Genomic DNA, 17,951 nt, shown 5'->3' on the forward strand with positions numbered 1-17,951 from the left:
CTTTCCAGTTCATTAACCGAAGGTCGGATAGCCGAGCCAGGTGTGGATGAAGCCGATCACGAAGAGCAGCACCACGCTGATCGCGAGGAACATCGCGTCCTTGCCGATGGAGCCCTTCTGCGGCGGGGTCCACTCCGGCTCGGCGCGGTTGATCACCACCATCTCGACGATGGCCCAGAGGCCAAGCCCGCCGAACAGCACGAAGGACGGCACGTCGCCGTTCACCAGCAGGTGCGCCACGGCCCAGAGCAGGAAGCCCGTCAGCATCGGATGGCGCATCTTGTAGAGCAGCGCGCCTTTCTTGGGGCCGGGCGAGGTCAGGTAGAGCGCGGCGATCATCAGCAGATTGTTGATGCCCACCGTGGCCGGGTGGCGCCCCCAGAAAAAGGCGCCCTCGGCCATGCGGTAGCCGAAGATCATCAGCAGGATCGCGGCGAGCAGCGCCAGAGCGACTGGGCCCTTGCCCTTGTCGCCCAAGGCGGCGCGCTGCGCCGGGGCCAGCCGCTTGAACAGGTGCGCGCCCCACCAGAGCGCGACGCCGAGAATGAGCAGGACCATGGGTGTCTCCTTTGGTCGGGTCTCTTTCCCGTCACCCTGCGATCATTCGGCCATGGCGGCAATGGCCTCCGCCTTGGCAAGCAAGGTCTGTGCCGTCGCGACGTGCAGGTTCTCGACGATCTTGCCATCGACCACGGCCACGCCCTGCCCCTGCTTCTCGGCCTCTTCGAAGGCCTCGATCTGGCGACGGGCCAGCTCGACCTCGGCCTCGGTCGGCGCGAAGGCGGCGTTGGTCACGGCGACCTGCGCCGGGTGGATCAGCGTCTTGCCATCGAAGCCCATGTCACGCCCCTGATCGCATTCCGCCTTCAGCCCGTCGTCATCCTTGAAGGCATTGTAGACGCCGTCGACGATGACGCAGCCGGTGGCCTTTGCTGCCAGCAGGCACGTCCCCAGTACGCTCTGCATCGCCAACCGGTCCGGGCGGAAGCGCGAGTTCAGCTCCTTGGCGAGGTCGTTGGTGCCCATGACCATACCCCAGAGCTGCTCGTGCGCGCCGATGGCGGCGGCGTTGAGGATGCCGCGCGGGGTCTCCATCATCGCCCAGATCGGCTTGTCGGTAAGCTTGGCCAGCGCGTCGAGCTGCTCGGGGCTCTCGACCTTGGGCAGCAGCACCGCATCACAGTCCATATCGTTGGCCGCCGCCGCATCATCGCGCCCCCAATGGGTCTCGAGGCCATTGATGCGCACGATCTTGGTCCGCTTGCCATAGCCGCCCTGGCGTAGCGCCTGCGCCAGCGTCTCGCGCGCGGTCTCCTTCTCACCCGGCGACACCGCGTCCTCCAGATCGAAGATGATGGCATCGACGGCGAGCGTGCGCGCCTTGTCGAGCGCGCGCTCCTTGGAACCCGGGATATACAGCACCGAACGGTAGGGGCGCATCGTGAGGTCCATGAGACTCCTCCTCCAAGAAGAAATAAAGTTGCGCGAAAATGGTCAGCAAATTCCGAAAAGTGCAAGAGCCTTTGCGCCGCAATGCAGAAAAAGGCGGCGCGACCTTGGTCCAGTATAGGGCGCCGCCGTCCCTTCGCCGTCTCGTTAACCTTTCCTTGAGCAATGCCGGTCAGCCTCTTTGCCAGGGTGGCGGGCGCTGACGGGGGCGCGGTCAGGCCTTGGAGGGGCAGCACCCGCATCGCGCGGCCGGGCCGGCGGTGCCGCATCCGAAAGGGGCAAGCCGATGAACGTGATGAACGCGAAAGCAGCGATGACCATGCTGGTTTTGGGGGCGGTGATTGTGCCGCAGGTCCTGCAGGCCCGCAGCCCAGCCTGTGCGCCGCGCGACACGGTGCTGCGCAAGCTTGCGGATACGTACGGCGAAACCCGTCAGAGCATCGGCCTCAACGGCGACAATGCGCTGGTCGAGGTCTTTGCCTCGGACGAGACCGGCAGCTGGACCATCACCATCACCTCCGGCGCGGGCCTGACCTGCCTGATCGCGAGCGGTCAATCCTTCGAGACCCTGGCCGAGCCGCTGCCCTCCGCCGACACGGACGCATGATCCGCAATGCGCGGCCGGCGGCAAGCGCAAGAATCGTTCAGATTGCGTGCAATCGCAGCGTTCGGCCTCGGGATCATCCCCTGATCGGCTGAAAACCCGGTTTGCACGCATCCCGGCAGCCCCGCGCTAACCCTTCGATTTTCTTGTCTTTAGCGCCACCAATCACGCCTCTGCGCGGGCGCGCGCGCCCGATGCTGCCATGCAGCACCCTTGCGTGTGGCCGGCCAAACCCTTACGCAAACGTCGGAATTCACAAATGGAGCGGAGACAGATCCATGGCCAGACCCAAGATCGCCCTGATCGGCGCGGGACAGATCGGCGGCACCCTCGCCCACCTCGCAGCCCTCAAGGAACTGGGTGACGTCGTTCTCTTCGACATCGCCGAAGGCACCCCCGAGGGCAAGGCGCTCGACATCGCCGAGTCCGGCCCCTCGGAAGGCTTCGACGCCACGCTGAAGGGCACCCAGGACTACGCCGACATCGCCGGCGCCGACGTCTGCATCGTGACCGCTGGCGTGCCGCGCAAGCCGGGCATGAGCCGCGACGACCTGCTGGGCATCAACCTCAAGGTCATGAAGTCGGTCGGTGAAGGCATCCGCGACAACGCTCCGGATGCCTTTGTCATCTGCATCACCAACCCGCTCGACGCGATGGTCTGGGCGCTGCAGAAATTCTCGGGCCTGCCCGCGAACAAGGTCTGCGGCATGGCCGGCGTGCTTGACTCCGCGCGCTTCCGCCACTTCCTCGCGACCGAGTTCAACGTGTCGATGAAGGACGTGACCGCGTTCGTGCTCGGCGGCCACGGCGACACCATGGTGCCCTGCGTCCGTTACTCCACCGTCGCCGGTGTGCCCCTGCCCGACCTCGTCGACATGGGCTGGACCACGCAGGAGAAGCTCGACGCCATCGTGCAGCGCACCCGTGACGGCGGCGCCGAGATCGTCGGCCTGCTGAAGACCGGCTCGGCCTTCTACGCACCCGCGACCAGCGCCATCGAGATGGCGGAAGCCTATCTCAAGGACCAGAAGCGCGTCCTGCCCTGCGCCGCCTATTGCGATGGCGACCTCGGCGTGAAGGACATGTATGTGGGCGTGCCCACCGTGATCGGCGCCGGCGGCATCGAAAAGATCATGAACATCAAGCTCAACAAGGACGAGCAGGAGATGTTCGACACCTCGGTCAACGCCGTGAAGGGCCTTGTCGAGGCCTGCAAGGGCATCGACAGCTCCCTCGCCTGATCAGCGTACAAGACAGGAAAGGGGCCTCTTCGGCCCCTTTTCTTCAGGAACCAAGGCCGCCAATGCAATCGAGCGAAACACTTGGCTTTGTCTATGCCGCAAAAGGGGCCAAGTACATTGACCTGGCTCTCAACTCTGCGAGAAGCCTGAAAGACAGCAACCCAGGTGCGACAGTACATCTCTACTGCGATTCGCACCCTGCCGAGGGGCACTGTTTCGACGCGGTTCACCTCCTGTCCGAGTCCCAGTCGAAGCGGCCGAAATTCGAAGCCTTGCGGCGCGCAGAGTTCGATCGCACCATCTATCTTGATGCCGACACGTTTGTCTGCGCCGACATTTCAGACATCTTCTTCACGCTGGATCGCTTCGACATTGCCGGAGCGCATGTCGTCCTGCGGAACTCTCGGCACAGCCATCGCACCCACAAGATACAATTTCCGAACAGCTTTCCGCAGATCAACACGGGCGTTCTGGCGATCCGAAAATCCCAGCGGATGTCGGATTTTCTGGCGCAGGTCGATGCCGAGATGGCAGCCGCTGACAGCGTCGTCGATCAACCGATCTTTCGGGAACTGCTGTGGCACAGCGATTTGCGGATCGCGGTGCTTCCGCCAGAGTACAACTTCAAGCGTATCAACGAAGTCGTAACGATGTCCTCCGCCTACTGCGCCCCTCGGATCATCCACGACTCGGATCTTCGAAGGCCGGACGGCAAGGCCGCGAACGACGCGACGACGCTTGAGGGCTTCTTGCGACGCGGCGCCTACAGGCACCTGATCGCGCTGCTGTCTGCAGACAAGTTCTTGTCACCCGGATCGCAGAAGAAGGTCTCCCCCCTCGCCCGGGTCCCGCGCGCGAAACGCCAAGGAAAGCTTCGAAAGCTCCTCGGCCTCGGATAATCAAGCGCGCTTCGCGGCTGTGCGCGGCTCAAAGGCCCTTGAATCGCCATGCGCCGCGCTGCCCATCGAGGCCGCCGATCAGCGGAGCTGAAGCGCCCCAACAGCGCTCGACGCCGATCACCTCCTCAGGCGCCTTTCCGAGCGCGCCTCAAGGCTCGCGGCTCGCCCTTTCCCGACATACCCGACGAGACCGCCCGCGCGCTGCAGCGGGCGCGGCCGTCGCGGGTCGCGTGGCGCGACAGCCGCGCTGCACTCTCACCAGTGCGGCGCGGACGAGTGATTCACCCAAACAAGCGCGAACCTGCAGGTCGGCGCTAACATCGCAGGCAATCCGGCAACTGTTGTGATCACAGGTCTAAATCGTGTGATCACAAAGGTCGAAAAATGCTCGTAATTGGAGGGGTCGGGCAATATTTCGATTAACGAGCGCCGATATGCATGGCTATACCGGCAGGGAAATCGCAGCAAGACGGGAAGATTCTTTCATGAACATCCATGAATATCAGGCGAAGGCGCTTCTGCGCGACTATGGCTGCCCGGTCTCCGACGGCCGTATCGTGCTGACGGCCAACGACGCCAAGACCGCCGCAGGCGAGCTCGACGGCCCGCTCTGGGTCGTCAAGGCGCAGATCCACGCAGGTGGTCGCGGCAAGGGCTCCTTCAAGGAACACGAAGCCGGTGAAAAGGGCGGTGTCCGCCTCGCCAAGTCGGTCGAGGAAGCCGCCGACGAAGCCAACCGGATGCTCGGCCACACGCTGGTGACCCACCAGACCGGCCCGGCAGGCAAGCAGGTCAACCGCATCTACATCGAGGACGGCTCGGACATCACCTCCGAATTCTACCTCGCGCTGCTGGTCGACCGCGTCACGTCGCGCATCTCGATCGTCTGCTCGACCGAGGGCGGCATGGACATCGAGGAGGTCGCAGCCTCGACCCCCGAGAAGATCCTCTCCTTCTCGATCGATCCGGCGGTCGGCTACCAGGGCTTCCACGGCCGCCGCGTCGCCTTCGCGCTCGGCCTCGAGGGCAAGGCCGTGCGCCAGTGCTCCAACCTGCTCGGCAACCTCTATCGCATGTTCACCGACAAGGACATGGAGATGCTGGAGATCAACCCGCTGATCCTGACCACCGAGGGCGAGATCAAGTGCCTCGACTGCAAGGCCGGCTTCGACTCCAACGCGCTCTACCGTCACCCTGACATCGTCGGCCTGCGTGACGAGACCGAGGAAGACCCCAAGGAACTCGCCGCCTCGCAGCACGACCTCAACTACATCGCCCTCGACGGCGAGATCGGCTGCATGGTGAACGGCGCGGGCCTCGCCATGGCGACCATGGACATCATCAAGCTCTATGGCGGCGAGCCGGCCAACTTCCTCGACGTGGGTGGCGGCGCGACCAAGGAGAAGGTGACCGAGGCGTTCAAGATCATCACCTCGGACGACAACGTCAAAGGCATCCTCGTGAACATCTTCGGCGGCATCATGCGCTGCGACGTCATCGCCGAAGGCGTGATCGCCGCGGTGAAGGAAGTCGGCCTGCAGGTTCCGCTGGTGGTGCGCCTCGAGGGCACCAACGTGGATCTCGGCAAGAAGATCATCAACGAGTCCGGTCTCGACGTGATCGCCGCCGACAACCTCAGCGACGGTGCCGAGAAGATCGTGAAAGCGGTCAAGGGCTGAGCCTGATGCGGTCGATGCAGCATATCGCGCTTTTCGCGGAACACTCCGCGGGCCTGGCGGGTTGCCTCCCGAAAGGAGAGTCCCGTCATGTCGATCAAGCTGCCCGGCCGCACCAATCTGCCCACCCTGTCCAACAAGGCGCTTCCCGCCAGTCGCGACCGGCTGATGCCGGTGGCCTATGCCGGCGGTCTGCTGGCAGTCGGCGCGGCGCTGTTGATTGCCAAGCCCCGCTTCGGACACGTGCCGCCGCCCAATCGCATGGGCGACGGACCGCGTCGCAGCCGTCTGCGCCGTGCGGCGCAGCGCGGCCGGGACGGGGTGCAGGCCTTCGCGCCCACCAACGTGACGGATTCGCTCGGTCGCTCGCTGATCCTCGGGGGCGTCGCGCTCCTGTTGGCGCGGGTGCTGGACGAGGTCGCGGGACGCGACGGGCAGTAACGCCTCACCTTCTCACGTCTGAGCATTCCGGACAGTGCGCGCCCGAGGGCTGCGCGCTGTCTTGTCGTGTCATCGGCCCGCATCTCGCGGCGCCGTCTCAAAACATGCGCCGCGCGCTCGCGGCCCAATAAGGAGAACGCCACCAATGGCAGTCCTCGTCGACGAAAACACCAAAGTCATCTGTCAGGGCTTCACCGGCTCGCAGGGCACCTTCCACTCCGAGCAGGCCATCGCCTACGGCACCAAGATGGTCGGCGGCGTGACCCCCGGCAAGGGCGGTCAGGAGCACCTCGGCCTGCCGGTCTTCAACTCGGTCCACGAAGCCGTGCACAAGACCGAGGCCAACGCCTCGGTGATCTACGTGCCGCCGCCCTTCGCCGCCGACTCCATCCTCGAGGCGATCGACGCCGAGATCGAGCTCATCATCTGCATCACCGAGGGCATCCCGGTGCTCGACATGATGAAGGTGAAGCGCGCCCTGATCGACAGCAAGTCGCGCCTGATCGGCCCGAACTGCCCCGGTGTCATTACCCCCGACGCCTGCAAGATCGGCATCATGCCCGGCCACATCCACAAGCGTGGCAAGGTCGGCGTCGTGTCGCGTTCGGGCACCCTGACCTATGAAGCCGTGAAGCAGACCACCGACCTCGGCCTCGGCCAGTCCTCGGCCGTGGGCATCGGTGGCGACCCGATCAAGGGCACCGAGCACATCGACGTGCTCGACATGTTCCTGGACGATCCGGAAACCGAATCCATCATCATGATCGGTGAGATCGGTGGCTCGGCGGAAGAAGAAGCCGCAGAGTTCCTCAAGGAGCAGAAGAAGAAAGGCCGCTGGAAGCCGACCGCTGGCTTCATCGCCGGCCGCACCGCCCCTCCGGGCCGCCGCATGGGCCACGCCGGCGCCATCGTCGCCGGTGGCAAGGGCGACGCCGAGTCCAAGATCGAGGCCATGAAGTCGGCCGGCATCGTGGTCGCGGACAGCCCCGCCACCCTCGGCGAAGCCGTCGTCAAGGCGATGGAAGCCTGAGGAAATATCTTCGCCCCGGGCTTGCGTCCGGGGCGACCGGCACAAATGTCGGTCATCAGCAACGCGTGGTCCGGGTTTTGCCCGGGACGCGCCATTGAAAAGCCAAGCAGATTGGCTGAGCATCACGACAGGCGCCGGGCGGTCCGGCCTCTTTCCTGCTGCTACAGCGATCGGTCAGAAAGGAAGACGCGCGATGACGGATCAGAGTCCCAACGACCAGTTCCACGCCTCCAGCTTCATGCAGGGCGCGAACGCGGAGTACCTCGAACAGATGTACGCCCGCTACGCCAACGACCCCAACGCGGTGGATGCCGCCTGGGCGGAGTTCTTCAGCGCCCTCGGCGATGACGAGACCAGCGTGAAGGCCGAGGCCCAGGGCGCCTCCTGGCACCGGGCCGACTGGCCGCCGACCCCGGATGACGATGTCACCGCGGCGCTGACCGGCGAATGGCCGATGCCGATGGCCCCCGCAGAAGCCAAGGGCGCCGGCAAGAAGATCGCCGACAAAGCCTCCGAGAAGGGCGTCAGCCTGACCGACGATCAGGTCAAGCGCGCCGTGCTCGACTCGATCCGCGCGCTGATGATCATCCGCGCCCACCGCATTCGCGGCCACCTCGCCGCCGATCTCGATCCGCTGGGCCTGCACGGTCGCGACCCGCATCCCGAGCTCGACCCCAAGGCCTACGGCTTCACCGACGCCGACATGGACCGGCCGATCTTCATCGACAACGTTCTGGGCCTCCAGATCGCGTCGCTGCGCGAGATCATGGGCGTGCTCAAGCGCACCTATTGCGGCACCTTCGCGCTGCAGTACATGCACATCTCCGACCCCGAGCAGTCCTCCTGGCTGAAGGAGCGCATCGAGGGCTACGGGAAAGAAGTGAAGTTCACCCGTGAAGGGCGCCGCGCCATCCTCAACAAGATGGTCGAGGCAGAGGGCTTCGAGAAGTTCCTGCACGTCAAGTACATGGGCACCAAGCGCTTCGGCCTCGACGGCGGCGAAAGCCTGATCCCGGCGATGGAGCAGATCATCAAGCGCGGCGGCAACCTCGGCATCAAGGAAGTCGTGGTCGGCATGCCCCACCGCGGCCGCCTGTCGGTGCTCGCCAACGTGATGAACAAGCCCTACCGCGCGATCTTCAACGAATTCCAGGGCGGCAGCTTCAAGCCCGAGGATGTCGACGGCTCCGGCGACGTGAAATACCACCTCGGTGCCTCCTCGGACCGCGAGTTCGACGGCAACGAGGTGCACCTGTCGCTGACCGCCAACCCCTCGCACCTCGAGGCGGTGAACCCGGTGGTTCTGGGCAAGGTCCGCGCCAAGCAGGACCAGCTCGGCGATGTCGAGCGCACCCAGGTTCTGCCAGTGCTGCTGCACGGTGACGCGGCCTTTGCCGGTCAGGGCGTTGTGGCCGAGTGCTTCGCTCTGTCGGGCCTGCGCGGTCACCGCACCGGCGGCACCATCCACATCGTGGTGAACAACCAGATCGGCTTCACCACCGCGCCGCACTTCTCGCGCTCCTCGCCCTACCCCACCGACAACGCACTGGTGGTCGAGGCGCCGATCTTCCACGTCAACGGTGACGACCCCGAGGCCGTGGTCCACGCCGCCAAGGTGGCCACCGAGTTCCGCCAGAAGTTCGGCAAGGACGTGGTCATCGACATGTTCTGCTACCGCCGGTTCGGTCACAACGAGGGCGACGAGCCCATGTTCACCAACCCGGTGATGTACAAGCAGATCAAGAAGCAAAAGACGACGCTGACGCTCTACACCGAGCGGCTGGTCAAGGACGGCCTGATCCCCGAGGGCGAAATCGAGGACATGAAGGCGGCGTTCCAGGCCCACCTCAACGAGGAGTTCGAGGCCGGCAAGACCTTCAAGCCGAACAAGGCCGACTGGCTCGATGGCCGCTGGTCGCATCTCGACAAGCAGAAAGAGGGCAACTACCAGCGCGGCGAGACCGCGATCAAGCCCGAGACGCTGAAAGAGATCGGCAAGGGCCTGACCACGGTCCCCGAGGGCTTCCCGCTGCACAAGACCGTCGGACGCTTCCTCGATCACCGCAAGAAGATGTTCGAGAACGGCGCCGGCTTCGACTGGGCGACCGCCGAGAGCATGGCCTTCGGCTCGCTTCTCACCGAGGGCTACCCGGTGCGCCTGTCCGGTCAGGACAGCACCCGCGGCACCTTCTCGCAGCGCCATTCCGGCCTGATCAACCAGGACGACGAAGAGCGCTACTACCCGCTCAACAACATCCGCGAAGGCCAGGCCCGCTACGAGGTGATCGACAGCGCGCTCTCGGAATATGCGGTCTGCGGTTTCGAGTACGGCTATTCGCTGGCCGAGCCCAACTCGCTGGTGCTGTGGGAAGCGCAGTTCGGCGATTTCGCCAACGGCGCCCAGATCATGTTCGACCAGTTCGTGAGCTCCGGTGAATCGAAGTGGCTGCGCATGTCGGGCCTCGTCTGCCTGCTGCCGCATGGCTACGAGGGCCAGGGCCCTGAGCACAGCTCGGCGCGTCTCGAGCGCTTCCTGCAGATGTGCGGTCAGGACAACTGGATCGTCGCCAATTGCTCGACTCCGGCGAACTACTTCCACATCCTGCGCCGTCAGCTGCACCGCAGCTACCGCAAGCCGCTGATCATGATGACGCCGAAATCGCTTCTGCGTCACAAGCTGGCCGTGTCCAACGCCGAGGATTTCGTCACCGGTTCGAGCTTCCACCGCGTGCTCTGGGACGATGCGGAGAAGGGCCATTCGGAAACCACCCTGAAGCCCGATGCCGAGATCAAGCGCGTCGTGATGTGCTCGGGCAAGGTCTATTACGACCTGCTCGAGGAGCGCGATGCCCGCGGCCTCGACGACGTCTACATCCTGCGCATCGAGCAGTTCTATCCCTTCCCGGCGCTGAGCCTCGTGAAGGAGCTGGAACGCTTCAAGGGCGCCGAGATGATCTGGTGCCAGGAAGAGCCCAAGAACCAGGGCGCCTGGACCTTCATCGAGCCCAACATCGAATGGGTGCTGGGGCGCATCGACGCCACCCACAAGCGGCCGGTCTACGTGGGCCGCGCCACCTCGGCCTCGCCCGCCACGGGTCTGGCCAGCCAGCACAAGGCACAACAAGAAGCGCTCGTGAACGAGGCGCTGACCATCGAAGGGAATTGAGACTATGACGACCGAAGTGCGCGTCCCCACGCTCGGGGAATCCGTGACCGAGGCAACGGTGGCCACCTGGTTCAAGAAGCCTGGCGACAGCGTTGACGTGGACGAGATGCTCTGCGAGCTGGAAACCGACAAGGTGACCGTCGAGGTCCCCTCGCCGGTGGCCGGTGTGCTCGAGGACATCGTCGCCAATGAAGGCGATACCGTCGGCGTCGATGCGCTTCTCGCCAACATCGCCCCCGCGGGCGAGGCCGGCTCGACCACCGTCGAGGAACGCCCCTCCGCCGCCAAGTCCTCCTCCGAAGAGGCGCCGGCCTCCGGCGGTGACGCCCCGGTCGACGTGATGGTCCCGACCCTGGGCGAGTCCGTCTCCGAGGCCACCGTCTCGACCTGGTTCAAGAAGGTCGGCGACAGCGTCGAGCAGGACGAGATGCTCTGCGAACTCGAGACCGACAAGGTCTCGGTCGAAGTGCCCGCCCCGGCCTCCGGCACCCTGACCGAGATCCTCGCCGAGGAAGGCGCCACCGTCGAAGCCGGCGGCAAGCTTGCAGTCATGTCCGGCGGTGCCGGTGGTGCTGCCAAGGGCGCCGTCGAAGCCCCGGCGCCGAGCTCCGCCTCTGCCGCCGAGCCCACCACCTCGGGCCGCGGCGATGTCGAGGATGCGCCGTCGGCCAAGAAGGCGATGGCCGAGGCCGGTCTCGACCCGAAGGACGTCAAGGGCACCGGCAAGGACGGTCGCGTCATGAAGGAAGACGTCTCGGCCGCGATCGCCGCCGCCAAGTCGGCCCCGGCCGCCTCGTCCGCCCCGGCCCAGCCGCAGCGCGCGCCGAGCCCGGCCGAGGATGCCGCCCGCGAAGAGCGCGTCAAGATGACCCGCCTGCGCCAGACCATCGCGCGCCGCCTGAAGGACGCTCAGAACACCGCCGCCATGCTCACCACCTACAACGAGGTGGACATGACCGAGACGATGGCGCTGCGGAAGCAGTACAAGGACCTGTTCGAGAAGAAGCACGGCGTGCGTCTCGGCTTCATGTCCTTCTTCACCAAGGCCTGCGTGCACGCGCTGAAGGAAGTCCCCGAGGTCAACGCCGAGATCGACGGCAACGAGGTGGTCTACAAGAACTTCGTTCACATGGGCATCGCCGCGGGCACCCCGCAGGGTCTCGTGGTGCCGGTTCTGCGCGACGTCCACGAGAAGTCCTTCGCCGAGATCGAAGGCGAGATCGCCGAGAAGGGCAAGCGCGCCCGTGACGGCAAGCTCTCGATGGCCGAGATGCAGGGCGGCACGTTCACCATCTCCAACGGTGGTGTCTACGGCTCGCTGATGTCCTCGCCGATCCTCAACCCGCCGCAGTCGGGCATCCTCGGCATGCACAAGATCCAGGACCGCCCGATGGTCGTCAACGGCGAGATCAAGATCCGCCCGATGATGTACCTCGCGCTGAGCTACGATCACCGCATCGTCGACGGCAAGGGCGCCGTGACCTTCCTCGTCCGCGTCAAGGAAGCGCTCGAGGATCCGCGTCGCCTGCTGATGGATCTCTGATCCCGATCCCCGGGCGGGCCCGTCCCGCCCGGGATCCCCTTTCGGAGAGGGTTCATGCAGCGCAGCCCCGCGACCAGATCGACCACGCGCCCGACGGCCTCCGCCAGAGCCGCCTCCGCCCCCCGATGCCTCGCCGGCATCTGCCGCCGCGCTAGCTTCAAGATTCCGTCCAAGATGACCTTACAAACGGAGACCTGAGCATGGCCACGCAGCTTCTTCTTCACTTCCCCGGCTTCGATGAAGCCCAGTTCGACAGCGATGCCGAGAACCGCGCCAATGCCGGTCTTACCCTGCTGCAGCGCTGGACCGAGGAAAGCGGCCCCGGCCATTGGCTGCTGTTTTCCGTCAACGACCTGCCCAAGGCCAAGGGCTGGCTCGAGAAGAGCTCGGCACTCGGCCACGGCCCCGCCGCCTCGCATGTCCTGAGGACCGCCTGAGCATGAGCCCCGAACTCGCCGCCCTCGCCGCAACCGCCTTCATCCAGCTCGCCGCGGTGCTTTGGTCGCAACGCGCGCTCGAGGCCGATATCGGCCATGACGGCAACACCGGCACCCGCGAGGGGCTCGACGACCGCCTCTCCGAGCACACCAAGCGCCTGCGCCGGGCGCTGGCCAACCACACCGAGAATATCGGCCTGTTCATCATCGCCGTGGTGCTGGTCGAATTCACGGCCAGCAACGGCTGGATCACCGGGCTCGCCGCCTGGATCTTCGTCGCGGCCCGCGCCCTCTACCTGCCCGCCTACGCCTTCGGCTGGGTGCCGTGGCGCTCGGTGATCTTCATGGCGGGTTTTCTCTCCTGTTTCGTCATGATCATCGCGAGCGTCTTCTGACATGACCCCCGAGCTCACCGCCCTCGTCCTCGCCGCCCTTCTGCAGATCGCCCAGTTCGCCCTGTTTTCGGTGCTGGCCCAGCGACAGGTCGGCCCGAAATACGCCGCCTCGCCGCGCGACACACCACGCCAGCTTACCGGCTATGCTGGCCGCGCCCAGCGTGCCATGAACAACCATTTCGAAGGGCTGATCCTCTTCACCATAGCGGTGGTCGCCGTCACCTATGCCGACCAGACCTCGGCGCTCACCGTGCTCTGCGCGCTGGCCTATCTCGGCGCCCGCCTGCTCTACATCCCCGCCTATCTCTTCGGCTGGGCGCCCTGGCGCTCGCTGATCTGGGTGGTGGGGCTCGTTGCGACTGCCGTCATGCTCGTGGCGGCGCTCTTCTGATGAGGCCTCTTCTGGCCTGAAATATCCCGGGGTGAATGCGGCGCAGCCGCAGAGGGGCAGCGCCCCTCCCCGCCTAGACGACAAGGAAAGGACTACCACATGGCACAATACGACGTCATCGTCATCGGCGCGGGTCCCGGCGGCTACGTTGCCGCCATCCGCTGCGCCCAGCTCGGCCTCAAGACCGCCTGTGTCGAGGGCCGCGAGACCCTCGGCGGTACCTGCCTGAACGTGGGCTGTATCCCCTCCAAGGCGCTGCTGCATGCCAGCCACCAGCTGCACGAGGCGGAAGAGAACTTCGCCAAGATGGGCCTCAAGGGCAAGGCGCCCTCGGTCGACTGGAAGCAGATGCTGTCCTACAAGGACGACGTCATCGGCCAGAACACCGGCGGCATCGAGTTCCTCTTCAAGAAGAACAAGATCGACTGGCTCAAGGGCTGGGGCTCGATCCCCGAAGCCGGCAAGGTCAAGGTCGGCGACGAGGTCCACGAGGCCAAGAACATCATCATCGCCTCGGGCTCCGCGCCCGCTTCGGTGCCCGGCGCAGAGGTCGAGATCGACGAGAAGGTCGTGGTCACCTCCACCGGTGCGCTCGAGCTGCCGAAGATCCCCAAGAAGATGGTGGTGATCGGCGCCGGCGTGATCGGCCTCGAGATGGGCTCGGTCTACAAGCGCCTCGGCTCCGAGGTCACCGTGATCGAGTTCCTCGACACCATCACGCCCACGATGGACACCGAGGTGCAGCGCAACTTCAAGAAGATGCTGACCAAGCAGGGCCTCGAGTTCACTCTCGGCGCGGCGGTGTCAAAGGTCGAGACCAAGGGCGGCAAGGCCAAGGTCACCTACAAGCTGCGCAAGGATGACAGCGAGCACAGCGTGGATGCGGACGTGGTGCTCGTCGCCACCGGTCGCAAGCCCTACACCGAGGGTCTGGGCCTCGACGCGCTCGGCATCGAGACCACCAAGGGCGGCCAGATCAAGACCGACAGCCACTGGGCGACCAGCGTCAAGGGTGTCTACGCCATCGGCGACGCCATCGAGGGCCCGATGCTGGCCCACAAGGCCGAGGACGAGGGCATGGCCTGCGCCGAGGTCATCGCAGGCAAGCATGGTCACGTGAACTACAACGTGATCCCGAGCGTGATCTACACCCACCCCGAGGTCGCCTCGGTCGGCGCCACCGAGCAGGAGCTCAAGGACGCCGGCAAGGCCTACAAGGTTGGCAAGTTCTCCTTCATGGGCAACGGCCGCGCCAAGGCCGTGTTCGCCGGCGACGGCTTCGTCAAGCTGCTGGCGGACAAGGAAACCGACCGCATCCTCGGCTGCCACATCATCGGCCCGGCGGCCGGCGACCTGATCCACGAGGTCTGCGTGGCGATGGAATACGGCGGCTCGGCCGAGGACCTGGCGCTGACCTGCCACGCCCACCCGACCTTCTCGGAAGCGGTGCGCGAGGCAGCGCTGGCCTGCGGCGACGGCGCCATCCACGCCTGATCCGACCCACCGGTCGAAACGGAAAGGCCCCCGCAGCGTTCTGCGGGGGCCTTTTTCGTGGCATCTCTGCGCAGCTGCCGGCTCAGCCGTCGCGCCCGGGGATGAAGACCTCGCTCGCGCCACCGCGCGACGGGCGCCGCGTGGCGCGCTCGGGGCCTCCGCCCTGCGGGTCGATCCCGACCACCAGCGCCGCATCATAGCGCGCCTGCTGTTCCCGGATCGCCGCGAAGGCGCCCTCGCCCGCCTGCTGCGCGATGCCGTCATTGCCGTTCATCGTATCGCGCTCCGCCGAGCGGTCGTTGTAGGGCGGCACCGCGAGGTAGAGATACTGGCTCAGCGCGTCGGGGAAGAAAATCTGGCTGGTGAGCACCGTGCTCTCGTCGAGAAACACCTTGTAGTGGATGTGGGTCGTGCGCCCGCGATACCAGCCGGGATACATCGTGTCGAAACTGACCAAACCGTTCTCGTCAGAGATCTGGGTGCCGCGCAGGAAGGTTTCGCCGCTGGTGTCGTTGGTGCCGTCGCTGCCCTGCCTCGCGTAGCCCGAGTAGTTGCCCTGCGCATCGCAATGCCAGATATCGACCCGCGCCTCGGGCACCGGCCGGCAATCCGCCGTCACCACCTGCATCTGAAGCCGCAGCGGCACGCCCTTGCGATCCTCGGTGATGTCGGCGCGCAGCAGTCGTTCGTCGACGTAATACGGCCCCTCGGTGACCTCGGGCAGCACCATGCAGACATTCGGTGTCAGCAGCCCCGCCGCGCTGGCCTGTGCCCGCGCCTTGCTCGGGAACACCCCGACGCCGGTCGCCACGACCGGAGAGGCGGCGAAACCGGCGAGCATGGCACGGCGGGTGGGGCGAGGGGTATCGGCGGACATGGAAACTCCTGAATTATGAAACTCAGAAGTTCAACGTGGCTGCCCCCCGGTCCCGTTCCCCGGTTCCGAAAATAATATGTCTGCTCACCAAAGTGTGTTGCGCGCCCGCTCCGGGTACTCCCGCTCCCACGCGCCGGCCTCGATCTCGCCGCTGGTCATCTCGTCGAGGATCTCTCCAAGGCTTGGCGTCGCGGCGCTGTCGTCGCGCCCCCAGAGGCCGGAGCGCAGCAGCGCCTTCGGGCATTGCGCATAGACCTCGGCGATCTCGATCACCGCCACCGTGGTCGGCAGCATCGACTTGCGCCGGAAGCGCTCGCGCAGCGCCGCGTCATCGGTGAGCCACGCGGTGCCGTTGACGCGCACCACCACGTTGTCGCCGGGCACCATGAACATCAGCGAGATACGCCCGTCCGAGACGATGTTGCGCAGGCTGTCGAGCCGGTTGTTGCCGCGCCAGTCCGGCAGCGCCAATGTGCCGGGATCGAGCTCGAGCACCACCGGGCCGTCATCGCCACGCGGCGTGCCGTCGGTGCCATCGGGGCCGACGGTCGAGATCACGCAGAAGCGCGCGGCCTCGATCCAGCGCTGGTAGGCCGGGGTCAGCCGCTGCGCCACCTTGCGCAGCGCCGCGTCCGAGGGCGTACCGTAGAGCGCCTCGAGCTCGGCGCTGTCCTCAATCCTGCGCATGCGGCTCCGCCTCCTGGTGCAGCGCCTCGCTGGCGGTCTCGACCTCCTGCTCGAGCCGGGCGAGGAAGGCGTGCTTCGAGAGCCCCGGCTCGATCACCGGCAGGAACTCGACCACGGCAGTGCCGGGCTTGCGGTAGATGCCCTTGCGCGGCCAGAACAGGCCCACATTGGTGGCCGCCGGCACGCAGGGCTGGCCGGACTGCTGGTAGAGCAGCGCCGCGCCGACCTTGTAGGGCGCCTTGACGCCCGGGGCGACGCGGGTGCCCTGCGGGTAGATGATCAACTGGCCGGGCTCGATGGCGCCGCGATCCACGTCCTTCAGCATCTGCGAGATCGCCGCACCACGCTTGCCGCGATTGACCGGCACGCAGCCGATGCGCATGGCATATTGCCCCAGCACCGGGGCCCAGAGCAGCTCGCGCTTCATGATGAACTTGCCCGCCGGGACGGCGCCGAAGATCAGGATGATGTCGAGGAAGCTCTGGTGCTTCGAGGCGATGATCACCTCGCCTTGCGGCGGCGTGCCACGGACCTCGGTCTTCAGGCCGACCATCCAGCCTGCACTCCAGCGCACCCAGCGGCACCAGGTGAGACAGGCGGCGCGTGCGCCTTTGCGCGACAGCATCGCCCACGGGAAGAACAAGATGCCGATCACCGCCATCCCGCCATAGATCGCCACCAGAAACACCAGCGAGCGCAGCCATTGCAGCGCGTATGCCATCAACTCAATCCTCCAAGAACGCGGCGCGCGGCCACCGCCGTCGCGGCAAAGGCCACCACTGCCGCGAGCAGCGGCACCAGCGCCGGAATGCCCCAGTGCCAGCCGCGGAAACTCAGGCCGGTCAGGAAACCGGCGGTTTCGCCGCCGCTGGGCAACAGGGCCACGGCGCCGACACCAAGCACCGTGCCAACCGCTGCGCCGCTGAGCGCCCGCAGGGTGAAGCGGCGCACGAAGGCGCGCGCGATATAGGCGTCGGTCGCGCCCACGAGGCGCAGCACCGCGATGACCTGCGCATTGGCCGAGAGCGCCGCGTTGGCGGCCAGCGTCACCATGGCACCGACCGCCGCCGCGATGAGAAGCCCCGAGACCCAGCCCAGCATCTTCAGTCGCGCCGCCGCCGCCACCAGAGGCTTGCGCCAGCGGGCGTGATCGTCCAGCACCGCGCCCGGGACCTCGGCCTGTAGCCGCAGGCGCAACCCGGCAGCGTCATAGCCCTCCGAGGTTTCGGTCACCTCGATGAGCTGCGGCACGGGCAGATCCGAGACCGGCAGGTCGGGGCCGAACCACGGCGCGAGCAGCGCCTGCTGCTCGGCCTCGCTCAGCGCCCGCGCAGAGGCCACGCCCGGGGTCTGCTGCAACAGCCGCAGCGCCGCTTCGGTCTGCGTGGCCACCTGCCCCACCGGGGCCGAGATCCGCACCGTCGAGGCGCGCGCCAGCTCGTCGCCCCAACTCGTGGCAAGGCGGCCCGCCGCCAGCGACAGCGCCAGCGCGAAGACCGCGAGAAAGGCCATGGCAGCGGAGACGAAGAGCGTCAGCCGCGCGGTGAAACCGGTTGGTGGCACCACGCGGTCGGCGGCCTTGTCGCCGCGACCGAGCGCGCTGAGCGTGTGCAGCGACATC

18 protein-coding genes are annotated in these 17,951 nt (G+C 66.1%); 12 read left to right on the plus strand and 6 right to left on the minus strand.

Translation table 11 applies throughout. From position 1 onward, the window contains the following. Positions 1–12 precede the first annotated feature (12 nt). Both JF542_RS12490 and JF542_RS12495 read right to left on the minus strand, forming a co-directional pair. On the minus strand, positions 13–558 hold the full coding sequence (locus tag JF542_RS12490; protein ID WP_207076076.1) for an NnrU family protein: 546 nt from the start codon (positions 556–558) through the stop codon (positions 13–15). Positions 559–600: 42 nt separating this feature from the next. Further along, positions 601–1,452 (minus strand): HpcH/HpaI aldolase/citrate lyase family protein, encoded by an 852-nt coding sequence (locus JF542_RS12495; protein ID WP_207076077.1) that lies wholly within the window; start codon positions 1,450–1,452, stop codon positions 601–603. A gap of 283 nt (positions 1,453–1,735) precedes the next feature. Here JF542_RS12495 and JF542_RS12500 point away from each other — a divergent pair, with 283 nt between their 5' ends. The 12 genes from JF542_RS12500 (at position 1,736) to lpdA (ending at position 14,766) form a co-directional block, all read left to right on the plus strand. Next, the gene (locus JF542_RS12500) at positions 1,736–2,056 is read left to right on the plus strand and encodes a hypothetical protein (RefSeq protein ID WP_007793449.1); all 321 of its coding nucleotides are present in this window, start codon (positions 1,736–1,738) and stop codon (positions 2,054–2,056) included. Between the two features lie 275 nt (positions 2,057–2,331). Beyond that, on the plus strand, positions 2,332–3,294 hold the full coding sequence (gene mdh, locus JF542_RS12505; protein WP_207076078.1) for a malate dehydrogenase: 963 nt from the start codon (positions 2,332–2,334) through the stop codon (positions 3,292–3,294). Positions 3,295–3,356: 62 nt separating this feature from the next. Next, positions 3,357–4,193, plus strand: a complete 837-nt coding sequence (locus JF542_RS12510; RefSeq protein ID WP_207076079.1) for a putative nucleotide-diphospho-sugar transferase — start codon at positions 3,357–3,359, stop codon at positions 4,191–4,193. Between the two features lie 485 nt (positions 4,194–4,678). Next, positions 4,679–5,872, plus strand: a complete 1,194-nt coding sequence (gene sucC, locus JF542_RS12515) for an ADP-forming succinate--CoA ligase subunit beta (RefSeq protein WP_007793459.1) — start codon at positions 4,679–4,681, stop codon at positions 5,870–5,872. Positions 5,873–5,959: 87 nt separating this feature from the next. Then, positions 5,960–6,310, plus strand: coding sequence for a hypothetical protein (locus JF542_RS12520; protein WP_007793462.1), 351 nt, complete (start codon positions 5,960–5,962; stop codon positions 6,308–6,310). Positions 6,311–6,455: 145 nt separating this feature from the next. After that, on the plus strand, positions 6,456–7,340 hold the full coding sequence (sucD, locus tag JF542_RS12525) for a succinate--CoA ligase subunit alpha (protein WP_007793465.1): 885 nt from the start codon (positions 6,456–6,458) through the stop codon (positions 7,338–7,340). A 193-nt stretch (positions 7,341–7,533) separates the two neighbouring features. Then, a complete protein-coding gene (locus tag JF542_RS12530) occupies positions 7,534–10,506 on the plus strand; it encodes a 2-oxoglutarate dehydrogenase E1 component (protein ID WP_207076080.1) in 2,973 nt (990 codons plus the stop codon). 4 nt (positions 10,507–10,510) lie between these two features. After that, positions 10,511–12,049, plus strand: a complete 1,539-nt coding sequence (gene odhB / locus JF542_RS12535; RefSeq protein WP_007793471.1) for a 2-oxoglutarate dehydrogenase complex dihydrolipoyllysine-residue succinyltransferase — start codon at positions 10,511–10,513, stop codon at positions 12,047–12,049. A gap of 200 nt (positions 12,050–12,249) precedes the next feature. Further along, positions 12,250–12,486: a hypothetical protein gene (locus JF542_RS12540; protein ID WP_207076081.1), complete on the plus strand. Its 237-nt coding sequence runs from the start codon at positions 12,250–12,252 to the stop codon at positions 12,484–12,486. A gap of 2 nt (positions 12,487–12,488) precedes the next feature. Then, positions 12,489–12,881: an MAPEG family protein gene (locus tag JF542_RS12545; RefSeq protein ID WP_007793478.1), complete on the plus strand. Its 393-nt coding sequence runs from the start codon at positions 12,489–12,491 to the stop codon at positions 12,879–12,881. A gap of 1 nt (position 12,882) precedes the next feature. Further along, positions 12,883–13,272 (plus strand): MAPEG family protein, encoded by a 390-nt coding sequence (locus JF542_RS12550; protein WP_207076082.1) that lies wholly within the window; start codon positions 12,883–12,885, stop codon positions 13,270–13,272. A 99-nt stretch (positions 13,273–13,371) separates the two neighbouring features. Then, on the plus strand, positions 13,372–14,766 hold the full coding sequence (gene lpdA / locus JF542_RS12555; protein WP_007793485.1) for a dihydrolipoyl dehydrogenase: 1,395 nt from the start codon (positions 13,372–13,374) through the stop codon (positions 14,764–14,766). A gap of 82 nt (positions 14,767–14,848) precedes the next feature. Here the strand turns inward: lpdA and JF542_RS12560 are convergent, their stop codons facing one another. The 4 genes from JF542_RS12560 to JF542_RS12575 form a co-directional block, all read right to left on the minus strand. Then, on the minus strand, positions 14,849–15,643 hold the full coding sequence (locus JF542_RS12560; RefSeq protein ID WP_242533735.1) for an intradiol ring-cleavage dioxygenase: 795 nt from the start codon (positions 15,641–15,643) through the stop codon (positions 14,849–14,851). Between the two features lie 84 nt (positions 15,644–15,727). Then, positions 15,728–16,330: a pyridoxamine 5'-phosphate oxidase family protein gene (locus JF542_RS12565; protein ID WP_207076083.1), complete on the minus strand. Its 603-nt coding sequence runs from the start codon at positions 16,328–16,330 to the stop codon at positions 15,728–15,730. Further along, complete coding sequence (locus tag JF542_RS12570; RefSeq protein ID WP_207076084.1) at positions 16,317–17,051, minus strand: lysophospholipid acyltransferase family protein; 735 nt, start codon at positions 17,049–17,051, stop codon at positions 16,317–16,319. Before JF542_RS12570 ends, JF542_RS12565 begins: the two co-directional genes overlap by 14 nt. Continuing rightward, positions 17,051–17,950: a cell division protein FtsX gene (locus tag JF542_RS12575; protein ID WP_207076085.1), complete on the minus strand. Its 900-nt coding sequence runs from the start codon at positions 17,948–17,950 to the stop codon at positions 17,051–17,053. The genes JF542_RS12570 and JF542_RS12575 overlap by 1 nt, the downstream gene beginning before the upstream one ends. Between the last annotated feature and the right edge of the window lies 1 nt (position 17,951).

The sequence above is a fragment of the Salipiger bermudensis genome (assembly GCF_017309175.1).
Lineage (GTDB): Bacteria > Pseudomonadota > Alphaproteobacteria > Rhodobacterales > Rhodobacteraceae > Salipiger > Salipiger bermudensis.

Excerpts from the sequence above, each read along its gene's own strand:
- sucC (WP_007793459.1), top strand. The coding sequence starts at position 4,679 with ATGAACATCCATGAATATCAGGCGAAGGCGCTTCTGCGCGACTATGGC.
- lpdA (WP_007793485.1), top strand. The coding sequence starts at position 13,372 with ATGGCACAATACGACGTCATCGTCATCGGCGCGGGTCCCGGCGGCTAC.
- JF542_RS12540 (WP_207076081.1), top strand. The coding sequence starts at position 12,250 with ATGGCCACGCAGCTTCTTCTTCACTTCCCCGGCTTCGATGAAGCCCAG.
- JF542_RS12560 (WP_242533735.1), bottom strand. The coding sequence starts at position 15,643 with ATGTCCGCCGATACCCCTCGCCCCACCCGCCGTGCCATGCTCGCCGGT.
- JF542_RS12495 (WP_207076077.1), bottom strand. The coding sequence starts at position 1,452 with ATGGACCTCACGATGCGCCCCTACCGTTCGGTGCTGTATATCCCGGGT.
- sucD (WP_007793465.1), top strand. The coding sequence starts at position 6,456 with ATGGCAGTCCTCGTCGACGAAAACACCAAAGTCATCTGTCAGGGCTTC.
- JF542_RS12520 (WP_007793462.1), top strand. The coding sequence starts at position 5,960 with ATGTCGATCAAGCTGCCCGGCCGCACCAATCTGCCCACCCTGTCCAAC.
- JF542_RS12565 (WP_207076083.1), bottom strand. The coding sequence starts at position 16,330 with ATGCGCAGGATTGAGGACAGCGCCGAGCTCGAGGCGCTCTACGGTACG.
- JF542_RS12510 (WP_207076079.1), top strand. The coding sequence starts at position 3,357 with ATGCAATCGAGCGAAACACTTGGCTTTGTCTATGCCGCAAAAGGGGCC.
- JF542_RS12570 (WP_207076084.1), bottom strand. The coding sequence starts at position 17,051 with ATGGCATACGCGCTGCAATGGCTGCGCTCGCTGGTGTTTCTGGTGGCG.
- mdh (WP_207076078.1), top strand. The coding sequence starts at position 2,332 with ATGGCCAGACCCAAGATCGCCCTGATCGGCGCGGGACAGATCGGCGGC.
- JF542_RS12490 (WP_207076076.1), bottom strand. The coding sequence starts at position 558 with ATGGTCCTGCTCATTCTCGGCGTCGCGCTCTGGTGGGGCGCGCACCTG.
- JF542_RS12500 (WP_007793449.1), top strand. The coding sequence starts at position 1,736 with ATGAACGTGATGAACGCGAAAGCAGCGATGACCATGCTGGTTTTGGGG.
- JF542_RS12530 (WP_207076080.1), top strand. The coding sequence starts at position 7,534 with ATGACGGATCAGAGTCCCAACGACCAGTTCCACGCCTCCAGCTTCATG.
- odhB (WP_007793471.1), top strand. The coding sequence starts at position 10,511 with ATGACGACCGAAGTGCGCGTCCCCACGCTCGGGGAATCCGTGACCGAG.
- JF542_RS12550 (WP_207076082.1), top strand. The coding sequence starts at position 12,883 with ATGACCCCCGAGCTCACCGCCCTCGTCCTCGCCGCCCTTCTGCAGATC.
- JF542_RS12575 (WP_207076085.1), bottom strand. The coding sequence starts at position 17,950 with ATGTCGCTGCACACGCTCAGCGCGCTCGGTCGCGGCGACAAGGCCGCC.
- JF542_RS12545 (WP_007793478.1), top strand. The coding sequence starts at position 12,489 with ATGAGCCCCGAACTCGCCGCCCTCGCCGCAACCGCCTTCATCCAGCTC.